This window comes from Deinococcus aerius (assembly GCF_002897375.1).
In the GTDB taxonomy this organism is placed as follows: domain Bacteria; phylum Deinococcota; class Deinococci; order Deinococcales; family Deinococcaceae; genus Deinococcus; species Deinococcus aerius.
On sequence record NZ_BFAG01000003.1, the window covers coordinates 89998 to 107477 of the forward strand.

17 protein-coding genes and 3 pseudogenes are annotated in these 17480 nt (G+C 70.1%); 11 read left to right on the forward strand and 9 right to left on the reverse strand.

Annotated features, from left to right (window positions below):
- Nucleotides 1-4: 4 nt before the first annotated feature.
- Both rpiA and prxQ read right to left on the reverse strand, forming a co-directional pair.
- Nucleotides 5-688 (reverse strand): ribose 5-phosphate isomerase A, encoded by a 684-nt coding sequence (gene rpiA, locus DAERI_RS05335; protein ID WP_103128397.1) that lies wholly within the window; start codon nucleotides 686-688, stop codon nucleotides 5-7.
- Nucleotides 681-1178 carry a thioredoxin-dependent peroxiredoxin PrxQ gene (prxQ, locus tag DAERI_RS05340; protein WP_103128398.1) on the reverse strand — a complete coding sequence of 166 codons (498 nt, stop codon included), beginning with the start codon at nucleotides 1176-1178 and terminating at the stop codon, nucleotides 681-683. Before prxQ ends, rpiA begins: the two co-directional genes overlap by 8 nt.
- 59 nt (nucleotides 1179-1237) lie before the next feature.
- Here prxQ and deoC point away from each other — a divergent pair, with 59 nt between their 5' ends.
- Nucleotides 1238-1900 (forward strand): deoxyribose-phosphate aldolase, encoded by a 663-nt coding sequence (gene deoC / locus DAERI_RS05345; protein ID WP_103128672.1) that lies wholly within the window; start codon nucleotides 1238-1240, stop codon nucleotides 1898-1900.
- Nucleotides 1890-2474: a Maf family nucleotide pyrophosphatase gene (locus DAERI_RS05350; protein WP_103128399.1), complete on the forward strand. Its 585-nt coding sequence runs from the start codon at nucleotides 1890-1892 to the stop codon at nucleotides 2472-2474. Before deoC ends, DAERI_RS05350 begins: the two co-directional genes overlap by 11 nt.
- A 5-nt stretch (nucleotides 2475-2479) precedes the next feature.
- On the opposite strand, the gene DAERI_RS05355 is transcribed toward DAERI_RS05350, so the two are convergent.
- The 5 genes from DAERI_RS05355 to aroE form a co-directional block, all read right to left on the reverse strand.
- Nucleotides 2480-3019: a WapI family immunity protein gene (locus DAERI_RS05355; protein WP_235610266.1), complete on the reverse strand. Its 540-nt coding sequence runs from the start codon at nucleotides 3017-3019 to the stop codon at nucleotides 2480-2482.
- A gap of 6 nt (nucleotides 3020-3025) precedes the next feature.
- Nucleotides 3026-3451 (reverse strand): OsmC family protein, encoded by a 426-nt coding sequence (locus DAERI_RS05360; protein ID WP_103128400.1) that lies wholly within the window; start codon nucleotides 3449-3451, stop codon nucleotides 3026-3028.
- A 19-nt stretch (nucleotides 3452-3470) separates the two neighbouring features.
- Nucleotides 3471-4712 (reverse strand): hybrid sensor histidine kinase/response regulator, encoded by a 1242-nt coding sequence (locus DAERI_RS05365; RefSeq protein ID WP_165794081.1) that lies wholly within the window; start codon nucleotides 4710-4712, stop codon nucleotides 3471-3473.
- A 67-nt stretch (nucleotides 4713-4779) separates the two neighbouring features.
- Entirely contained in the window at nucleotides 4780-8049 is a 3270-nt protein-coding gene (locus tag DAERI_RS05370) for a PAS domain S-box protein (protein WP_103128401.1), read from the reverse strand.
- Nucleotides 8046-8936, reverse strand: coding sequence for a shikimate dehydrogenase (gene aroE, locus DAERI_RS05375; protein ID WP_369689445.1), 891 nt, complete (start codon nucleotides 8934-8936; stop codon nucleotides 8046-8048). The genes DAERI_RS05370 and aroE overlap by 4 nt, the downstream gene beginning before the upstream one ends.
- Nucleotides 8937-9189: 253 nt before the next feature.
- Between aroE and DAERI_RS22730 the strand changes: the two are divergent.
- From DAERI_RS22730 to DAERI_RS05410, 9 genes and pseudogenes are all read left to right on the forward strand, one after another.
- A pseudogene (locus tag DAERI_RS22730) lies at nucleotides 9190-9903 on the forward strand (PhoH family protein); the annotation flags it as partial.
- A 675-nt stretch (nucleotides 9904-10578) separates the two neighbouring features.
- A pseudogene (locus DAERI_RS23295) lies at nucleotides 10579-10731 on the forward strand (LAGLIDADG family homing endonuclease); the annotation flags it as partial.
- Between the two features lie 270 nt (nucleotides 10732-11001).
- Nucleotides 11002-11349 (forward strand): annotated as a pseudogene (locus tag DAERI_RS22740) (PhoH family protein); the annotation flags it as partial.
- Nucleotides 11350-11402: 53 nt separating this feature from the next.
- On the forward strand, nucleotides 11403-11870 hold the full coding sequence (gene ybeY, locus DAERI_RS05385) for an rRNA maturation RNase YbeY (RefSeq protein ID WP_165794082.1): 468 nt from the start codon (nucleotides 11403-11405) through the stop codon (nucleotides 11868-11870).
- Nucleotides 11867-12244 (forward strand): diacylglycerol kinase family protein, encoded by a 378-nt coding sequence (locus DAERI_RS05390; protein ID WP_103128404.1) that lies wholly within the window; start codon nucleotides 11867-11869, stop codon nucleotides 12242-12244. Before ybeY ends, DAERI_RS05390 begins: the two co-directional genes overlap by 4 nt.
- A gap of 302 nt (nucleotides 12245-12546) precedes the next feature.
- Nucleotides 12547-13887, forward strand: coding sequence for a hemolysin family protein (locus DAERI_RS05395; protein WP_103128405.1), 1341 nt, complete (start codon nucleotides 12547-12549; stop codon nucleotides 13885-13887).
- The gene (gene cdd / locus DAERI_RS05400) at nucleotides 13874-14344 is read left to right on the forward strand and encodes a cytidine deaminase (protein WP_103128406.1); all 471 of its coding nucleotides are present in this window, start codon (nucleotides 13874-13876) and stop codon (nucleotides 14342-14344) included. Before DAERI_RS05395 ends, cdd begins: the two co-directional genes overlap by 14 nt.
- 12 nt (nucleotides 14345-14356) lie before the next feature.
- Nucleotides 14357-14620 carry an AbrB/MazE/SpoVT family DNA-binding domain-containing protein gene (locus DAERI_RS05405; RefSeq protein WP_103128407.1) on the forward strand — a complete coding sequence of 88 codons (264 nt, stop codon included), beginning with the start codon at nucleotides 14357-14359 and terminating at the stop codon, nucleotides 14618-14620.
- 124 nt (nucleotides 14621-14744) lie between these two features.
- The gene (locus DAERI_RS05410) at nucleotides 14745-15032 is read left to right on the forward strand and encodes a PIN domain-containing protein (protein WP_103128408.1); all 288 of its coding nucleotides are present in this window, start codon (nucleotides 14745-14747) and stop codon (nucleotides 15030-15032) included.
- Nucleotides 15033-15068: 36 nt separating this feature from the next.
- On the opposite strand, the gene DAERI_RS05415 is transcribed toward DAERI_RS05410, so the two are convergent.
- Nucleotides 15069-15263: a hypothetical protein gene (locus tag DAERI_RS05415; RefSeq protein WP_133161968.1), complete on the reverse strand. Its 195-nt coding sequence runs from the start codon at nucleotides 15261-15263 to the stop codon at nucleotides 15069-15071.
- A 550-nt stretch (nucleotides 15264-15813) separates the two neighbouring features.
- The gene (gene aceA, locus DAERI_RS05420; protein WP_103128410.1) at nucleotides 15814-17127 is read right to left on the reverse strand and encodes an isocitrate lyase; all 1314 of its coding nucleotides are present in this window, start codon (nucleotides 17125-17127) and stop codon (nucleotides 15814-15816) included.
- Between the last annotated feature and the right edge of the window lie 353 nt (nucleotides 17128-17480).

Consider the following 17480-nt stretch of genomic DNA (forward strand, 5'->3'; position numbering starts at 1 on the left):
CCCTTCACCTCCCCAGTTCCCGCACCCCTTCCGGCGCGGCCACGAACGCCAGTTCCGCCATCCCCAGGAAGAAGCCCGTCTCTACCACCCCCAGCGTGCCCTTGAGCTGCCTTTCCAATGTGGCCGGGTCGAAGCTCTGCGGAAGCTGCGCGTCATAGATGTAGTTGCCGTTGTCGGTGACGTAGGGCTGCGCGCCCGGCTGTCTCAGCCGCCCACCGGGGACAAGCCCCCGCAGCCGCTCGATGGTGGACAAGAAACCGAAGCGGGCGATCTCGACCGGGAGGGGCGCCTTCTCCCCCAGCCGGGTCACGACCTTGGTGTGGTCGGCGATGATGACGAGCCGCCGCGCCTGCACCTCGGTCAGCTTCTCGCGCAGCAGCGCCCCGCCCAGCCCCTTGATGAGGTTGAGCCCCGGGTCGATCTCGTCCGCCCCGTCGATGGCGAGGTCGAGCGGGCGGGGGTCGAGCGGCTCGACCGGGATGCCGAGTTGCCGGGCCAGGGCTTCCGAGGCGTCGCTCGTCGCCACACCGACAATGTCCCGCAGGTCCCCGGACGCCACCCGCTCCCCGATGGCGAGGATGGCGTACTTGGCGGTGCTGCCGGTGCCCAGCCCGACCCGCATCCCGCTTCTCACGAGGGTGACGGCGCGGCGGGCGGCCTCCTCCTTCAGCCGTTCGAGATCAGCCATCGGCGCGGTTCTTCCGGTCGGCCTCGATGGCGGCGGCCACGGCGTCGGCGTGCCCGTCCACCGACACGGCGAGCCAGGCTCTAACGAGCCGTCCGTCCGGGCCGATCAGGAAGGTCTGGCGCCTCACGCCCTCGACCACCTTGCCGTACAGATTCTTGGGGCCGTAGGCGCCGATGCCCTTCAAGAACTCCGCCCCCTCGTCGCTCAGGAGCGGGAAGGGCAGGCTGTATTTCTCAGCGAAGGCGCGGTGGCTCTCGGCGTCGTCGCGGCTCACGCCGAGGATGACGGCGCCGTGGGATTTGAGCAGGGCGCTGTCGCGGAAGTCGCAGGCCTCCTTGGTGCAGCCGGGCGTATCGTCCTTGGGATAGGCGTAGAGCACCACGTGGCGCCCCGCGTAGTCGGAGAGGCGGTGGGTCTGCCCCTCGGCGTCGGGCAGGGCGAAGTCGGGGAAAGGCTCACCGGGAGCCAGGCGGGGGGCAGTGTCGGTCATGAGCAGAGGGTAACCGACGGCGGACGGGAATGGAGCGGGACGCGGGTATGCTGGGCGGCGTGAACCTCGCCCCGTATATTGACCACACGCTGCTCAAGGCCACCGCCACCACTGCCGACATCCGCCAGCTCTGCGCCGAGGCGCGGGAACACTCGTTCTACGCGGTGTGCGTGAACCCGGTGTACGTGCCGCTCGCGGTAACTGAACTGTCCGGCTCCGGCGTGAAGGTCGCCACCGTCTGTGGCTTTCCCTTGGGCGCCCTCCTCCCCGAGCAGAAGGCCGTCGAGGCCCGCCTGAGCGTGGAGGCGGGGGCCGACGAGGTGGACATGGTGATCCACATCGGCGCCGCGCTGGAGGGCGACTGGGAGGCGGTGGAGGCGGACGTGCGCGCGGTGCGGCGGGCCATTCCCGACAGCGTGCTGAAGGTCATCATCGAGACCAGCTATCTGGACGACGTGCAGAAGAGGGCGGCGACGGAAGCCGCCGTGTCGGGTGGCGCGGATTTCGTGAAGACGAGCACCGGTTTTGCCACGAGCGGCGCGACCGTGGAGGACGTGCGCCTGATGGCCGAGGTCATCGCGGGCCGGGCGGGGATCAAGGCGGCGGGCGGCGTCCGCACTCCCGCCGACGCGCGGGCGATGATTGAGGCGGGCGCGACCCGGCTGGGCACCTCGGGCGGCGTGGCCCTGGTGAGCGGCGAGGGGAGCGGTTCTGGCTACTGAGGGGCGGGAGGTCATCCTCGCCTCGGGCAGCCCCCGGCGGCGGGAGTTGCTGGCGAACCTGGGCGTCCCCTTCCGCGTCGTCGTCAGCGGCGAGGCGGAGGACAGCCCGGAGCGCGACCCGGAGCGGCTGGCGGGCGAACTCGCGGCGCTCAAGGCGCGGGCCGTGGCGAGAGCGAACCCGGGTGCCGTCATCATCGCGGCGGATACGGTCGTTGCAGCGGACAGCGACCTCCTGGGCAAGCCGGGCGACGAGGCGGAGAACCGGGCCTTCGTGCGGCGGCTCTCGGGGCGGACCCATCAGGTGTACACGGGCGTGACCGTCCTCTCTGGCGGGCAGGAATTCGGCGGCGTAGAGCGCACGGACGTGACCTTCCGTGACCTCACCGACGGCGAAATTGCCCACTACGCCCGGACTGGGGAGGGGCTGGACAAGGCGGGCGGCTACGGCATCCAGGGGGTTGGAATGGCGCTTGTCGCCCGTGTGGACGGCGATTACTCCAACGTGGTCGGCTTTCCGCTCGCGCTGGTGATCCGGCTGCTGCGGGGGGCGGGCGTGGCGGTGTGGGGGGAGTAGGCAGCCTAGCCGCGAGACGAAGGCAACGAACGCAGTCCCACACGCACGGGAAAGCGGTCCAACTGCGCCCGCCACTGTGCGGCAATGACTCGCAACTGCTCCTCATCCACGCCGAAGTCCAGCCAGACCTCGTCCGGCTCCTCGCCTATGGCCGCGTGAGGGCATAGCTCCTTGAAGGGCGGCAGGAACTCCGCCGCCAGGTAGCAACGGAGGGTCATGGGTGCCCCAGAGGGATGCCCGCTCAGAACCTCAAGTCCGAGACACGGCTCGGTGAAAAAGATGCGTGTCGTCAATCGGTTGCGCCGCCACGAGCCAAAGACCGCTGCGTGGCCCGCCACCTCGTCAAGCCACTCGGTCAACCACTGCACCTCGAACGTCAAGAGAGCGGTGTCCGTCCGTTCCCAAAGTTGCTCGCCGTCCCGCAAATGCAGCCGGACAAGCAGCCAGTCCGAATCCCCCTCCCGATCCTCGATCTCAGGGAACTGGTAACCCAGCACCTCGAAGCGCAGGACGACCTGCCCTTCCCGAAGAACGACGGCGTCCATCTGTCGTCAGGACTGGCCGACGCCCTCCTCCACCCGCTCCACGCGCGTTTCCAGCCGGATCTCGCTGTTCAGGCTCGCCGCGACCGAGCAGTATTTCTCGTGGCTGAGGTGGGCGGCGCGCTCCAGCGCCTCGGGGGTCAGGCCCTCGCCGCTGGCGATGTGGCGCACGGTGATGGTCGTGTACCGCTTCGGGTGGGTCTCGGCCCGCTCGCCCTCGACCTCGATGCGGTAGCTCGTCAGGCCGATACGCTTTTTCTTCATCACCTCGACCACGTCGTAGGCGGTGCAGGTCGCCAGCGCCCCCAGCAGCGCCTCCATCGGGGAGACGCCGATCTTGACGGGGCTGTTGTCGATCAGGAGCTGGTGGCCGCTCTCGCTGACGCCGACGTAGCGCTGCTCGCCCAGCCAGGTGACGTTCAGGGTCTTCTTCATGGGTGCAGCCTACCGCGCCTCAGGAGGCCGGGTGGTCGGTTCGGACGGGATAAAAGTCCGCCCCCAATTCTAGGTCGTCCTCGTCCTCGTCGGGGGTGGGGAGGCAGACCTTGAAGGTGGCGCCGCCGCCGGGCGTGTCCAGCACCTCGATGGTGCCGCCGTGCGAGTGGACGACCTGCTGCGCGATGGTGAGGCCCAGGCCCGCCGAGCCCGCCTCCTTGCCCCGGTAGAACTTGTCGAAGATGCGCGGCTTGACGTGGTCGGGAATGCCGGGTCCGCGGTCGATCACGGCGGCGCAGACCTGGCCGTCCTCCTGCCACGCCTCCAGCCGCACGAGCGCCGGGGTGCCGCAAACGCGGATGGCATTGCTGACGAGGTTCACGAACACCTGGGTGAGCCGCCCGGGGTCGCCGACGATCTCCAGGTCGGGGGCCTCGGCCCGCACCCCGTAGTCGCGCCCCACCTGGCGGATGATATTGCCCAGGTTGACGAAATGCGTCTCGATGCCCTGCACGAGTTCGCCGCGCGAGAGTTGCAGCAGGTCGTTGACGAGGCGGGTCATGTTCTCGGCGACCCGCTGGGCGTCTTGCAGGGTCTGGGAACCCCCCACCTCGCGCTCGGCGCGGCGCAGATAGCCCAGCAGGGCGGTGAGCGGGGTGCGCAGCTCGTGGCTCGTCTCGGCCAGGAAGGTCTTCTGGAGGTTGAGGGCCTCCTCAAGCTGGCGGGCCTGCACCTCCAGGCGCTGGCGCTGCGCCTCGGCGATGCCGCGCAGGCGCTCGACCTCCTCCAGCCGGGCCTGAAGCGAGAGGTTGAGCTGGCGCACCTCCTGCTCGGCGCGCTCACGGCGGTCGCGGGCGTCGGCCTCGGCGATGGCGCGCTTCACGCTGGGGGCGAGGCGTTCCAGGCGCTGCTTGAGGATGTAGTCGGTCACGCCCTGCCGCAGCGTGTCGACCGCCACCTCCTCGCCCATCGCGCCCGTCACGATGATGAAGGGGAGCTGGGGCGCGCGGGCGTGCGCGGCGTGGAAGGCCGAGAGGCCGTCGTAGCCCGGCAGCGCGTAGTCGCTCAGGATCAGGTGGGGGCGGTGGCTCTCCAGGGCGGCGAGGAAGCCCTCCTCGTCCTCCACCCGCTCGATCTCGACCGGCCAGGGCAGCTCGCCGTCGAGGTGCAGGGCGACGAGTTCGTGGTCGAGTTCGTTGTCCTCCAGGTGCAGGACCCGCAGGGGCTGGCCGGGTTCGGGAAGGGAATGGCCCCTGGTCATAGGGCCTCCGTGGGGGGCGGAACCGCCCGCGCCCTCCGGCGGGGGCCGGGGAGGGGCGCAGTCCAGGTCACGGGGCACCTCCCAGCGGCAGGGTCACGTGGAAGGCGGCGCCCTCCCCGGGGACGGACTCGGCCGAGACACGGCCCCCGTGGCGGGTCACGATGCGGCGGACGTTCGCCAGGCCAATGCCGGTGCCCTCGAACTCCTCGGCGCGGTGCAGACGTTGGAACACGCCGAACAGTTTATCCGTGTAGCGGGGATCGAAGCCCACGCCGTTGTCGCGCACCGTCACGGTCACCTCCCCCGGCCCCTCGCGGGCGGTGACCTGAACCTGGGCCTGCCCGCGCGTGCGGGTGTATTTCAGCGCGTTGGAGAGCAGGTTGGTGAACACCTGGGTCAGCAGCGCGGCGTCGCCCTCCACCGTGGGGAGCGGCCCGACCTCGATCCCCGCGGCCCGGCCCTCGCGGTCGTGTTCGAGCGCCGCCCAGGCCTCGCGCACCACGGCGCCGAGGTCCACCGGGCCGCGCCGCAATTCCTGGCGGCCCATGCGCGAGAACTCCAGCAGGTCGTCGATCAGGCGGCTCATGCGGGCCGCCGCGTCGGTGATCACGCCGAGATAACGCTCACCCTTGGGGCTGAGGGTGCCACCCGCCTCCTTGCGCAGCAGGTCACCGAAACCCACGATGTGGCGCAGCGGCGTGCGCAGGTCGTGCGACACCGAGTAGGAAAAGGCCTCCAGCTCGCGGTTGGCCTCCTGGAGTTCCAGAGTGCGCAGCACGACCCGTTCCTCCAGCGACTGGTTCAGAAGCTGGAGGTCCGCCTGGGCCGCCGCCGCCTGGAAGCGCAGGGCGTCGTTGTCGAGCGCCGTGGCAAACCGCTTGGCGAGTTCCTGGGCGAGGTCGTGGTCGCGGTCGGTGGGCGTCTGGCGGTAGGCCAGGCCCAGGACGCCGCGCACGGCCCCGTCCTGGCCGAGCAGGGGGTAGAGCACGGCGCCGCTGGCGCTGACCTCCTCCAGCAGCGGGAAGGCGGAGACGCTCACGAAGAGCGGCTCCTCGCCCCCCACGACCTGCTGGGCGGCGGCCCGGGCCGCCTCACGGGCGGCGGGCGAGAGGCGCCCGGGGTCCACCCGGGAGGTGGCGAGCAGCGGTAGCCCGGGCGGGCGGCCCCACAGCCCGGCGCTGCCAGCGAGGCGCCCGGTCACGAGGTCGAGCGCCGCCCGGTACTGCTCCGCGCGGGAGGCCAGCGGGTCGTCGGCGCGGCTGGAGAGCCGCTCGGACACGTCGGCGAGCAGCCGGGCGGCGGCCTCGGCGTACACCTGGTCGTCCACGTCGGTGCTGGTGCCCACCCACTCCAGCACCTGGCCCGCCGCGTCCCGCACGGGCAGCCCGCGGGTCACGAAGGTGCGGTAGCGGCCATCCGCCCCCAGCAGGCGGTGTTCGGCCTCGAAGGGGCGCCCGCTCTCCACCGCGGCGGCCCAGCGCGCCCGGTACTCGGCGCGGTCTTCCGGGTGCAGCAGGCTCAGGAAGCCGTAGCCCGCCCGCTCGCGGCCCACGTACTCCTCCCAGCGGCGGTTGAAGTAGGTGGGCCGCCCCTGCGGGTCGGTGAGCCACACGATCTGGGGCATCCCCTCCAGCACCCCGCGCGAGCGTTCCTCGTTGCGCTGGGCGAGGCGCTCGGCCACCAGGCGGTCGTGGATGTCGGTGGCGGAGGCGACCCACTCGGTCACGCCGCCGCCCTCCGCCCGGGCCTGGTCGGGGTCCCCCCGGCGGCCCTCCTCGTGGATGGGCGCCACCCGCAGCACGAACCAGCGGTAGGGGTCGCGGCCCTCCCCGATGGCCAGGCGCACCTCGCCCTGGGCGCGGGTGCCCGCCGCGTAGGCGTCCTCCCACATCTGGTCGTAGGTGGGGCGGTCTTCCGGGTGGACGCGCTCGCGCACGTAGTCGCGGCCCAGCCGCTCGCGGTGCTGGGCATTGACATAGGTGATGTTCCCGGACGGGTCGCTCACCCACAGGATGTGCGGGATGGCGTCGAGCACCGCCCGCGAGCGCCGCTCCTCGGCCTGCACGGCGCGCTCGGCCTCGATGCGCTCGGTCACGTCGCGCACGACCTCGAGCACCCCCAGCACCTCGCCGTGGGGGCCGATCACCTCGCTGCGCTGCGCCTCGCCGGAGAACACGCTGCCGTCCGCCCGGCGGTAGGGCGTGGTGATCGCCTGGAAGGCGGCGCGGCCCTCCAGCCTGCGGTCGAGGTGCAGCAGGGCGAGCGGCTCGCCCAGGAGCGCCCCCTCCGGGTAGCCGAACTGCCCGGTGAGCGCCCGGTTGACCAGCCGCACCCGCCCCTGGGCGTCAGTAAAGGCCGCCGAGTCCTGAATCGCCTGGAAGATCGCCTCGAACTCGGCCCGGGACCGCTCCAGCCGGGCGCGCGACTCGCGCAGGGTCTGGGAGACCTCCTCCGCGCGCTCGCGGGCGCGCACCTGCGCCTGGGTGAGCAAAAAGGCCAGCCCCGCCACCAGCAGCCCCGCCACCAGCACCACGACCGGCACGGCCGCCACCACGTCCCGCCCGAAGCTCCCGGGGGCGCTGAACTCCAGGGCCCAGGTCGCGCCCGCCGCGTCCAGGTGGGTGCGTTCCCCAAAGGCGGCGTTACCGGCAGCCTCCGCCGGGACCAGCGCTTCCCCGTTCAGCAGGGGCCGCACCGTCAGGCCCGGCGTGGAGGCGGGGGGCGCCAGGCCCGCCAGCAGGTTGCCGGTTTGCAGGGCCAGGTAGACCATGCCCCGCAAAGTCCCGCCCTCCCGCACGGGGAGGAACAGCAGCAGGCCGTCCAGCCGCTCGCCGTCCGGGCCGCGCTGCACCAGCCTCACCTGGCGGCTGACCTGGCTGGCCTCGCGGTCGCGGGCGCGCAGGATGGCCTCGCGGCGGGTGGCGTCGGTCATCATGTCAAAGCCCAGCGCCGCGCGGTTGGTGGCGTCCAGCGGGGCGATGCGGGTGATCGGCGCGCGCACCCGGCCCCCCGGCCCCTCCTCCCAGCGGATGAAGCCGACCGCCAGCACGCCGGGGTAGCGGCCCTCCAGGTCGAGCCCGTCCACATACGTCCCGAAGGCCGCCTGGTCCGGCCCGCCCCGCACCCGCCAGAAGGCCCGGGTGGCCCGCAGCAGGTTCTCGTAGTCGCTCAGGCGGTCGCGCAGGCTGAAGGTGTAGGCGCTCACCTCGCGGTCGAACCGGGCCTGCTGCTGCGCCCGCACCAGGCTGCCCAGCAGCAGGGCGGCCCCGACGCTCAGGGCCAGCACCAGCACGAACACGGCCAGCGGAATGAGGTGACGGCGCGGCAGGCGGGTCATGGGTGGGCGGCCCCCAGCGCCCCCAGGAACACGTGCGCGGGCACGTCCACCCCCGTCCAGGCCAGAAAGGCGAGCCGCGCCTGGTGGGCGAGCATGGACAGGCCATTTTCGGCCCGGACTCCGGCGGCGCGGGCCTCCCGCATCAGCCGCGTCTCCAGGGGCTTGTACACCATGTCGTAGACCAGGGCGCCGGGGGGCAGGCTCGTGAAGTCGAAGCCCGGCAGCGGTGTCTCGTCCGGGTCCGAGAGGCCCGCGCTGGAGGCGTTGACGACGAGGCGGACCTCGGGCCAGGGGATTTCGTGGAGATCGGCGGCCTTGGCCTGAAACTCGGCCTCCGGCCCGTCCCAGAAGGCGGCCAGCTCCTCGGCCCGCGCCCGCGTCCGGTTGACGACGTACACGTCGCGTTCCATCAGGATGAGGGCGGTGTAGACGGCGGCCCGAGCCGCTCCACCCGCCCCCAGGACGACGACGGGGCCGTCCAAGTCCCGTTCGCCCGTACTTCCCGCTCCCAGGTCGAGCAGGGCTTGCAGCAGCCCCGGCGCGTCCGTGTTCTCCCCCACCAGCCGCCCGTCCCGGTTGACCACCGTATTCACCGCCCCTACGGCCCTTGCCGCCGGGGTCAGGTCGTCCAGGTGGGCGAGCGCGGCCTCCTTGTGCGGCAGGCTGAGGTTGGCGCCCAGAATGCCGGGTCCGCGCAGGCGCTCCAGAGCCGCCCCCAGTTCGGTGGCGGGGACCCGGACCGCCGTGTACTCGCCGCTCAGGCCCGCGTGGGCGAAGGCGGCGGCGTGCATGGCGGGCGAGAGGGAATGCGCGGCGGGGTCGGCGTACAGGAAGGCACGCAACACGCCGGGGGCCGTGCTGCTGGGGAAGGGCACGCCGTGGGTCACGGGCACAAGTGTACCGTCCGGCTTGAAAGTGGGGCCGCCCGTTTCCCCGTGGAGGCGGCGCCCTCCCGTTTACCCTTTCCTGAGGGTCGGCGGGGGCACGGGGAAGATTGTGTACCGCCCCACGCCCGCGCCGGGCCGGACGCCAGAGAATGAGAACGTCCGAAATGAGTTCATCCCTCCCGACTCCCGCCAGAACACCGCTGGGGGGAGAGTGCGCCCATGCCGCACACGCGCAAGACGGACAGGAGCCAAGTTGACAGAACGTAATCCCGGCCAGCCCTCCCCCGCCCCGACCGAGCCCACGAACGGGGGGACCTCCGCGACCCTGCACCTCGCCAACCAGCGCGAGGCCTTCGCCCTGCTGGGGGCGGGGGACGCGAACCTGCGGCGTATGCGCGAGCTGACGCCCGCCAAGATCATCGCGCGGGGCGAGACCGTGACCATCACCGGCGAGCAGGCCGACGTGCAGGCCGCCGAGCGGATGGTGCGCGACGCCCTCGACGTGGTGAGGACCGGCGGCGAACTCACGCCCGAGAGCCTGCTGCGTTCGGCCCGCCTGAGCGGCGAGGGCCGCAGCCTCGCCCAGGAAACGCAGGTCAATGGCCTGAGCCTGCCGCGCGGCCTCAAGGCCAAGACGCCGGGGCAGAAGGTCTATCTCGAAAAGATCGAGGCCTCGGACATCACCTTCGGCGTGGGCCCCGCCGGAACGGGCAAGACCTACCTCGCGGTGGCGATGGCCGTGCAGGCCCTCAAGGCCAAGAAGGTCAAGCGCATCATCCTGACCCGCCCGGCGGTCGAGGCGGGCGAGCGGCTGGGCTTCCTGCCCGGCGACCTCCAGGCCAAGATCGACCCCTACCTGCGGCCCCTGTACGACGCCCTGTACGACATGCTCGACCAGGAGAAGTTCGAGTCGTACCTGACGAGCGGGGTGATCGAGGTCGCGCCGCTGGCCTTCATGCGCGGGCGGGCGCAACCCCTGACGGCCAAGGTCCTCACTCCCCTGGGCTGGCGAGAGATGGGCAGCCTGGAGGTGGGGGACCATGTGATCGGGTCGGATGGCCGCCCCACGCGCGTGCTCGGTGTGTACCCGCAGGGCGAGAAGGACACCTACCGGGTGACCTTCAGCGACGGCTCCAGCGTGGAGTGCTGCGAGGAACACCTCTGGACGGTCTACACGGCCTCCGACAAGCGGCGCGGCAAGCCGGGGCGGGTGCTGGAAACCCGCGAGATGATGGGCAACCTAAGGTCGGCCCACCAGTACCGCTACGAAATCCCGATGCTGGGCGCTCCCGCCGAGCTGCCCGAGCAACCCGTGCCCCTCGACCCCTACGCGCTGGGCCTGCTGCTGGGCGACGGCTGCACGACCTGCACGACCACGCCGGGCTTCTCGACCGCCGACCCCGAACTGGTGACGGCGCTGGAGGTGGCGCTCAACCCGGCTGAGGCCGAGCCCGTCCTGGCCGTCACGCATAAGGGCCGGTACGACTACACCCTGCGCCACACGGCGGGCGGGCGGGGCGGCCTGCGGGTGGCGAACCCCGTTACGACCGCGCTGCGAACGCTGGGACTGGACGGCAAGACCTCCTCGCAGAAGTTCGTGCCCGAGGTCTACAGGCAGAACTCTGCTGCCGTGCGCCTGGCGGTGTTGCAAGGACTCCTGGACACCGATGGCGGCCCGGTCACGCAGGCGGGCCGGACCTGCCGCATCCAGTACACGACGACCTCTGCCCAACTGGCCGAGGACGTGACGGAACTCGTGCAGTCGCTGGGTGGGGTGGCCCGGCGCCGGACCCGCGCGGCCCAGGGGCGGACTCCCGGCCAGGCGAACGGCCGCCCCGTGCCGTATCGCCACGACGCCCATGTGCTGGAGATTCGCCTCCCCGCGCACGTCGCCCCCTTCCGGCTGCGGCGCAAGGCCGAGCGGTACGCCGCGTTCGGCGGTGGCGGCCGTCCCACGCGCTTCATCACGAACATCGAGCGGGTGGGCCGCGCCCCCATGCAGTGCATCCGGGTCGCCGCCGAGGACGCGCTGTACGTGACCGAACACTTCGTCGTCACGCACAACACGCTCAACGACGCCTTCGTCATCCTCGACGAGGCGCAGAACACGACCGGCGAGCAGATGAAGATGTTCCTGACCCGCATGGGCTTTTCGAGCAAGGTCGTCGTGACGGGTGACGTGACCCAGATCGACCTGCCGCGCCACGTGACGAGCGGGCTGGCGGTCGCCAAGCGGGTGCTGAGCCGCATCGAGGGCATCGCCTGGCACGAGTTCACCGACGTGGATGTGGTGCGCCACCCGCTGGTGGGCCGGATCATCAAGGCCTACGAGGCCGTCGAGGAAGCCGAGCAGGACAAGCGGGCCGCCCGGCGGGGCGAGTTCGCCAACATCTCGGAAGACGACGCGAGCTGAGGGCGGGTGATAGGGCAGGGGGCATGTCGGCTCCCTGCCCTATCCTGTTTCCCGTGATCGACCTGGTCGCCCGAAAAACGCCGCCGCCCGGCCTGCGTTCTGCCCTGCGTTCCAGCCTGGCGGCGGCGATGCGGCATTTCGGCGTGGAGGACCGCGAGGTGACGGTCGTGCTCGTCGGGGACCGGGCGATTCGGGCCCTCAAGCGTGAGCACTGGGGTGAGGACGTGCCCACGGACGTACTGAGTTTCCCGACCTGGGAGCCGGGTGATCCCTTCATGCCGCCTCACCTCGGGGACATCATCATCAGCCTGGACACGGCGGGGCGGCAGGCGGGGGCCCGGGGGCATTCCTTGACGCGGGAGGTGGCCCTGCTCGCCAGCCACGGCCTGACCCACCTCGTCGGGCACGACCACCCGCACGCCGAGGGCCTGGGCTTCGAGGAGGGGGCGACGGGGCCGGAGTGGCAGGTCTTCCACGACGCCTGGCACGCCGCGCGCTCTGCCCTGCCGCCTGGCGCGTGAGGTCGGATGGCTCGGCGCTCTCGTGGCGCCGCTGGGTGCGTTCGGCGGGCTTCGCCTGGGCGGGGATCGTTCACACGTACCGGGTGCAGGCCAACTTCCGCATCGAGGTGTGGGCGGGGATGCTGGCCGTCACGCTGACCCTGGCCCTGCGCGCCCCGCTCGCCCCCATCCTGCTCGCCTGCGCCCTGGTGCTGAGCGTGGAGCTGCTGAACACGGCCCTGGAGGCGGCCCTGGACCTCGCCAGCCCGGAATGGCACCCGCTGGCGAAGGTGGCAAAGGATGCGGCGGCGGGTGCGGTGCTGATGGCGAGCGTGGGGGCGCTGCTCGTCGGGCTGGCCGTGCTGGGGCCTCCGCTGCTGCGGCTGCTGGGGTGAGGGGCGGAGCGCCGGGTTGGGAAGGAGGGAAGGGCGAGCAAAGGTACCCCACCCGGCACCACGTCATCCTGCCGCTCTCCCTGTCATCTCGGCACGGTCGCCGGCCTGCCGCGTGGTATGCTGATGGTTGTTATGGAGCCTCCCAGTTTCGGCTCTGCATACACGCCCGGTGAACACCGCCTGCGGGCGGCGTTTTTGCTGTGGCAGACAGCCAAATCCGGCGACCGACACCTGACCCACGGGGTTTGGGTGGGCAGCAGGTGCCTCGCGGCACGCCGGGGCGCGTTGGAGCGCGCACACAGATGAATGATTGGTTAGGCGTGGCGTCGCTGCTGTTTCTGGTGGTCGCCAACGGATATTTCGTCGCGGTCGAGTACGCCCTGGTCAGCGTGCGCCGGACCCGCATCGATCAACTCGTGGAGGAGGGCAGCCGGGCCGCGCGCACCGTGCAGCGCGTGCTGGGCCGCCTCGACCTCTATATCGCCGCCGTGCAGCTCGGCGTGTCAATGATGAGCCTGCTTATCGGCTTTATCGCCGAGCCCGCCATCGAGCACCTGATGGAGCCGGTGTTCCGGTCGGCGGGGCTGCCCGAGGCGTGGCAGCGGCCCACCGCGTTCCTGGTGGCGTTTGCGCTCTCGACCATGCTGCACATCGTCCTGGGCGAACTCGTGCCGAAGTCGGCGGCGCTGCAAAAGAGCGAGCAACTGGCCCTCTCGCTCGTGCGCCCGCTCGTCTGGTTCACCACCCTCTTCCGGCCGATCATCCTGGGCCTGAACGGGCTGGGCGCCCTGGTGCTGCGGCTGGTGGGCCTCAAGCCTGTCGCTGGGCACCACACCGCCTACTCGGAAGAGGAGATCCGCATGATCGTCAGCGCGTCGAGCCAGGAGGGCGTGCTGGAGGACGACGAGAAGGAACTCGTGTACAACGTCTTCGACCTCTCGGACACCACCGTGCGCGAGATCATGACGCCGCGGGTGGACATGGTGGTCGTGGACGGGGCCAGCTCGTTGCGGCGCCTGCTGGAGCTGAACAACGAACACGGCTACTCGCGGGTGCCGGTGTACCAGGACACCGCCGACAATATCGTGGGGATCGCGCACGCGGCGGACATGCTGCGCCACCTCGACGACCTCGACGAGATCACCATCGCGGACATCATGCGTCCGGTCTTCTTCGTCCCCGAGGGCATGAAGATCAAGGACCTGCTCGCCAAGATGCGCGAGAAGAAGTCTCACCTGAGCATCGTGGTGGACGAGTTCGGCGGCACCTCGGGCCTGGTCACCCTGGAAGACGCCCTGGAGGAGATCGTGGGCGAAATCTACGACGAGACCGACGAGGACGAACTCCCGCTGATCGAGGTGATTGCTGAGGGCGTGTACCTGATGGACGCTTCTCTCACCGTCGGCGAGGTCGAGGAGCGGCTGGGCACCAATCTGGAGGACGGCGAGGGCGAGTACGACACCCTATCCGGCTTCATGACGAGCCACTTCGGCGACATCCCGCAGGTGGGCCAGAGCTTCGTTCATGGCGGCTGGGCCTTTATCGTCGAGGAGGCCGACCAGCGCCGCGTGACCCGCGTGCGCGTGGAGCGCGCCGCCACCCCCGACCCCCTGGACCCCGTGGAGGACCATGTTCGTGATTGACCCTCACCTGAGCCGTGAAGAGACCGACGCTCCGAACCCCGCGCCCGACCCGCAACTGCTGGAGGGGGCGAAAATCGCCTTCAAGCAGGCCTACGCCCCCTACAGCAGGTTCCGCGTCGGCGCGGCGCTGAGAACCCCGGATGGCCGGGTCTTCCTCGGCGCCAACGTCGAGAACGCCAGCTACGGCCTGGGCCGCTGCGCCGAGCAGAGCGCCGTGCAGGCGATGGCGACCGCCGGGGCGCGCGAGTTTACCGACCTCGTGGTGTATTCCGAGGCCACGCCGCCCGCCAGCCCCTGCGGGGCGTGCCGTCAAGTTCTCTTCGAGTTCGCGCCAGACGCCCGCGTGGTGTGTGTAAACCAGCACGGCGACGTGGTGAGCGGACTTGTGCGCGACTTCCTGCCCCACGGCTTCCGGCTGGAGCAGCGCGACGACGGGCACGAGGTGGGGACGGAGTAGGTACACTGGGGCATGACGGCTCACCTCCAGATGGACGAGCAGGGCCGGGTCCTGATTCTGCAGGAACTTCGGGAAGCCCTGGGCCTGCGGCCCGGTGAGCCGCTGGACGCCGAGGTGGAGGGGGGAAGGCTCGTGATCCGCTCACCTGCGAGTCGGGCTCGCCTGGTGGAATTCGAGGGCCGCCTGGTCTTTGTCGGTGGACCGCCCATCACGGGCGACCCGGTTCAGGACATGCGCGACGAGCGGTTGCAGGAGATGATCGACCGCTGCAAGTGATGCACCTGTTCGACGCGAGTGCGGTCATCGCCGCCCACACGCGGAATCATGGGCAGTTCGCCTGGGCAAGTGAGCAATTCACGCGAGCGGACGGGCTGGCGCTGTGTGCCCACAGCCTGGCCGAATGCTTCGCGGTGATGACGGCGAGCCCTCGTTTTGGTACCCACCCGACGATGTGGCCCGGTTCCTCCGTTTCCTGGAGCAGACGTGGGCCGTCATCCTTCTCACCCCAGCCCACTATTTCCGCGCGGCCGAACGCTGCCGCGACCTGAGGCTGCAAGGCGGCGCGATCTACGACACCCTCATGGTCGAAGCCGCCCTCCAAAGCGGCGCGACGGGTCGAGTGACCCTCAATGCCAAACACTTCCGGCGCCTTGGGGAAGATGTGGCGCGGTTGGTCATAGCCCCTTAAACACAGGAAGGGCGCTGGGCACCAGGAACGAAGCAGTTACGGCCAGAGGTCAGACGAGGTGAAGGGGCGGCATTCCGCCTCCTTCGCTTTTTCGTTCGGTCCCACCCCCAGGGTCGTGACCGTCAGCGGCTTGAGGGTGGGGAGGGCGTAGCGGGTGGTAGTCGTTGAATAACTGATGGCATACCCGCCATTCGGGCCGAACACCTCGCTGTTCATGGCCACACAGCTCATGGTCCCGCAACCACAACCGCCCTATATGCGAGACGCTCTGCTGCCCGCTGGCGAGAGCGGGACGAGGAACGCTGGCCCTGCTGCCACCGGACAGATTCCATAGCCGAACGGTGTTCTCTCCCGCGCCGATCAGGTATTTCCCATCCCCGGTCCAGAGCAGGCGGGTCACGTTGCTGTTTTTCAGTTCCATCACGGGTTGAGCTGGGCGGGCGAGGTAGACCTGGCAGCCGTGGTATTTCACAGCGTCCCAACAGAAGCGCACGGCAGCAGCGTTGCCACGGGGCGACATCAGGGTCTGCTCGTGCGTCCAGGGGGGCGACCAGCCCTGACCATCGCTACGGTTGGTTGGGCCGGTCACCGTCATACGCTGTCCAGTTAGAAAGGTTACTTCCTCCGTGGGCGTCACGGGTGCAGTGAAGGCAGCGGTGAGCAGAAGCGCGAACATGAACATTCCCCAGGCTACGACCCCCGCATGACGACGTGACGATGCCAGGGAGGGAAGGCGCTCTAAGCCCCCCTCCCTCGGCGGTCATGACGCGGAACCGCTCTCTCAGCCCTGCGCCCCCGCCAGCACCCGGTCCTTCCCGAACTGCTGCGCCTCGGTACTCCCTGCCAGCGCCGTCGTGCTGCTCTGGCCGCCGCCCGCCGCCGTCGCCACGAGGTCGAAGTAGCCGGTGCCGACCTCGCGCTGGTGCTTGACGGCGGTGAAGCCCCGCTCCTGCGCGGCGAACTCCCGCTCCTGAAGCTCGACGAAGGCGCTCATCTGACGGCGGGCATAACCATACGCGAGGTCGAACATGGAGTGGTTGAGCGAGTGGAAGCCCGCCAGAGTGATGAACTGGAACTTGTAGCCCATCGCGCCGAGCTCTCGCTGGAACTTGGCGATGGTCTCGTCGTCGAGGTTCTTCTTCCAGTTGAACGACGGCGAGCAGTTGTAGGCGAGGAGTTTGCCGGGGAACTTGGCGTGGACAGCTTCGGCGAACTTGCGCGCATCTTCCAGGTTGGGAACGCTCGTCTCGCACCAGATCACGTCGGCGTAGGGGGCATAGGCCAGCGCGCGGCTGATCGCCTGCTCGATGCCGGGGCGCACGTGGAAAAAGCCTTCCGGGGTGCGCTCGCCCGTGCAGAAGGGCCGGTCGTTCTCGTCGATATCGCTGGTCAGCAGGTTGGCGGCGTCGGCATCGGTGCGGGCAATCAGGACGGTGGGCACTCCACACACGTCGGCGGCGAGGCGGGCCGCGTTCAGGGTGCGGATGAACTGCGACGTGGGGACGAGCACCTTGCCGCCCAGGTGGCCGCACTTCTTCTCGGAGGCGAGCTGGTCCTCGAAGTGAACGCCCGCCGCGCCCGCCTCGATCATCGCCTTCATGAGTTCGAAGGCGTTCAGGGGGCCGCCGAACCCCGCCTCCGCGTCGGCGACGATGGGGACGAAGTAGTCCACGTCATCCCTGCCCTCGGCGTGCTGAATCTGGTCGGCGCGGCGCAGGGTGTTGTTGATGCGCCGCACCACGTCGGGCACCGAGGAGGCCGGGTAGAGGCTCTGGTCGGGGTACATCTGCCCGGCGTTGTTGGCGTCAGCGGCGACCTGCCAGCCCGAAAGATAGATTGCCCTCAGCCCCGCCTTGACCTGCTGCATCGCCTGATTGCCGGTCAGGGCGCCCAGCGCATTCACGAAGGGCTCTTCCCTCATCAGCCTCCACAGCTTCTGCGCCCCGTGCCGCGCGAGCGTGTGTTCGACCGCCAGGCTGCCGCGCAACCGCACCACGTCATCGGCGGAGTAGTTGCGGCGGATGCCCTGCCAGCGTTCCTCGGTCTTCCAAGTCTTCTCCAGAATCTCGGCGTGCGTGCGGGGGGTGGGGGTCATGGGGGCCTCCTGGGGGTGTGAGAAGGGCTCCTCGCCCGGGTGGACGAGGGGACGAACGGCGGCTTGCTGGGGGCGAGGCAGGGGCCTCTGGACTGGATAGGCTCATTGTGCCGGACCCTGCCGAATGACAGACTGGTGTACCTCTTGCACGGCGGGGTACACCACTTCGGCGGGTACACCGGTTAAGGACGAAAGCAGACGTTACCCCCCGGCCCCTCCACAAGGGAAACGCGGCGGCCAGGGCATTTTCTCCCCCTCTCCTCACGGGCCGGATAACGCATGAAGGCCCCCGCCGAGAAAAAAAGGCTTATAGGAGGGCAAAAAGCTCCTCCTTGAGGGGGGAGGCCGGGTGG

Coding starts and splice junctions, on each gene's coding strand:
- DAERI_RS05415 (WP_133161968.1), bottom strand. CDS start 15,263: ATGAGCTGTGTGGCCATGAACAGCGAGGTGTTCGGCCCGAATGGCGGG.
- cdd (WP_103128406.1), top strand. CDS start 13,874: ATGTTCGTGATTGACCCTCACCTGAGCCGTGAAGAGACCGACGCTCCG.
- DAERI_RS05360 (WP_103128400.1), bottom strand. CDS start 3,451: ATGAAGAAGACCCTGAACGTCACCTGGCTGGGCGAGCAGCGCTACGTC.
- prxQ (WP_103128398.1), bottom strand. CDS start 1,178: ATGACCGACACTGCCCCCCGCCTGGCTCCCGGTGAGCCTTTCCCCGAC.
- DAERI_RS05405 (WP_103128407.1), top strand. CDS start 14,357: ATGACGGCTCACCTCCAGATGGACGAGCAGGGCCGGGTCCTGATTCTG.
- aceA (WP_103128410.1), bottom strand. CDS start 17,127: ATGACCCCCACCCCCCGCACGCACGCCGAGATTCTGGAGAAGACTTGG.
- DAERI_RS05365 (WP_165794081.1), bottom strand. CDS start 4,712: ATGACCAGGGGCCATTCCCTTCCCGAACCCGGCCAGCCCCTGCGGGTC.
- rpiA (WP_103128397.1), bottom strand. CDS start 688: ATGGCTGATCTCGAACGGCTGAAGGAGGAGGCCGCCCGCCGCGCCGTC.
- DAERI_RS05355 (WP_235610266.1), bottom strand. CDS start 3,019: ATGGACGCCGTCGTTCTTCGGGAAGGGCAGGTCGTCCTGCGCTTCGAG.
- DAERI_RS05395 (WP_103128405.1), top strand. CDS start 12,547: ATGAATGATTGGTTAGGCGTGGCGTCGCTGCTGTTTCTGGTGGTCGCC.
- DAERI_RS05410 (WP_103128408.1), top strand. CDS start 14,745: ATGCTTCGCGGTGATGACGGCGAGCCCTCGTTTTGGTACCCACCCGAC.
- DAERI_RS05370 (WP_103128401.1), bottom strand. CDS start 8,049: ATGACCCGCCTGCCGCGCCGTCACCTCATTCCGCTGGCCGTGTTCGTG.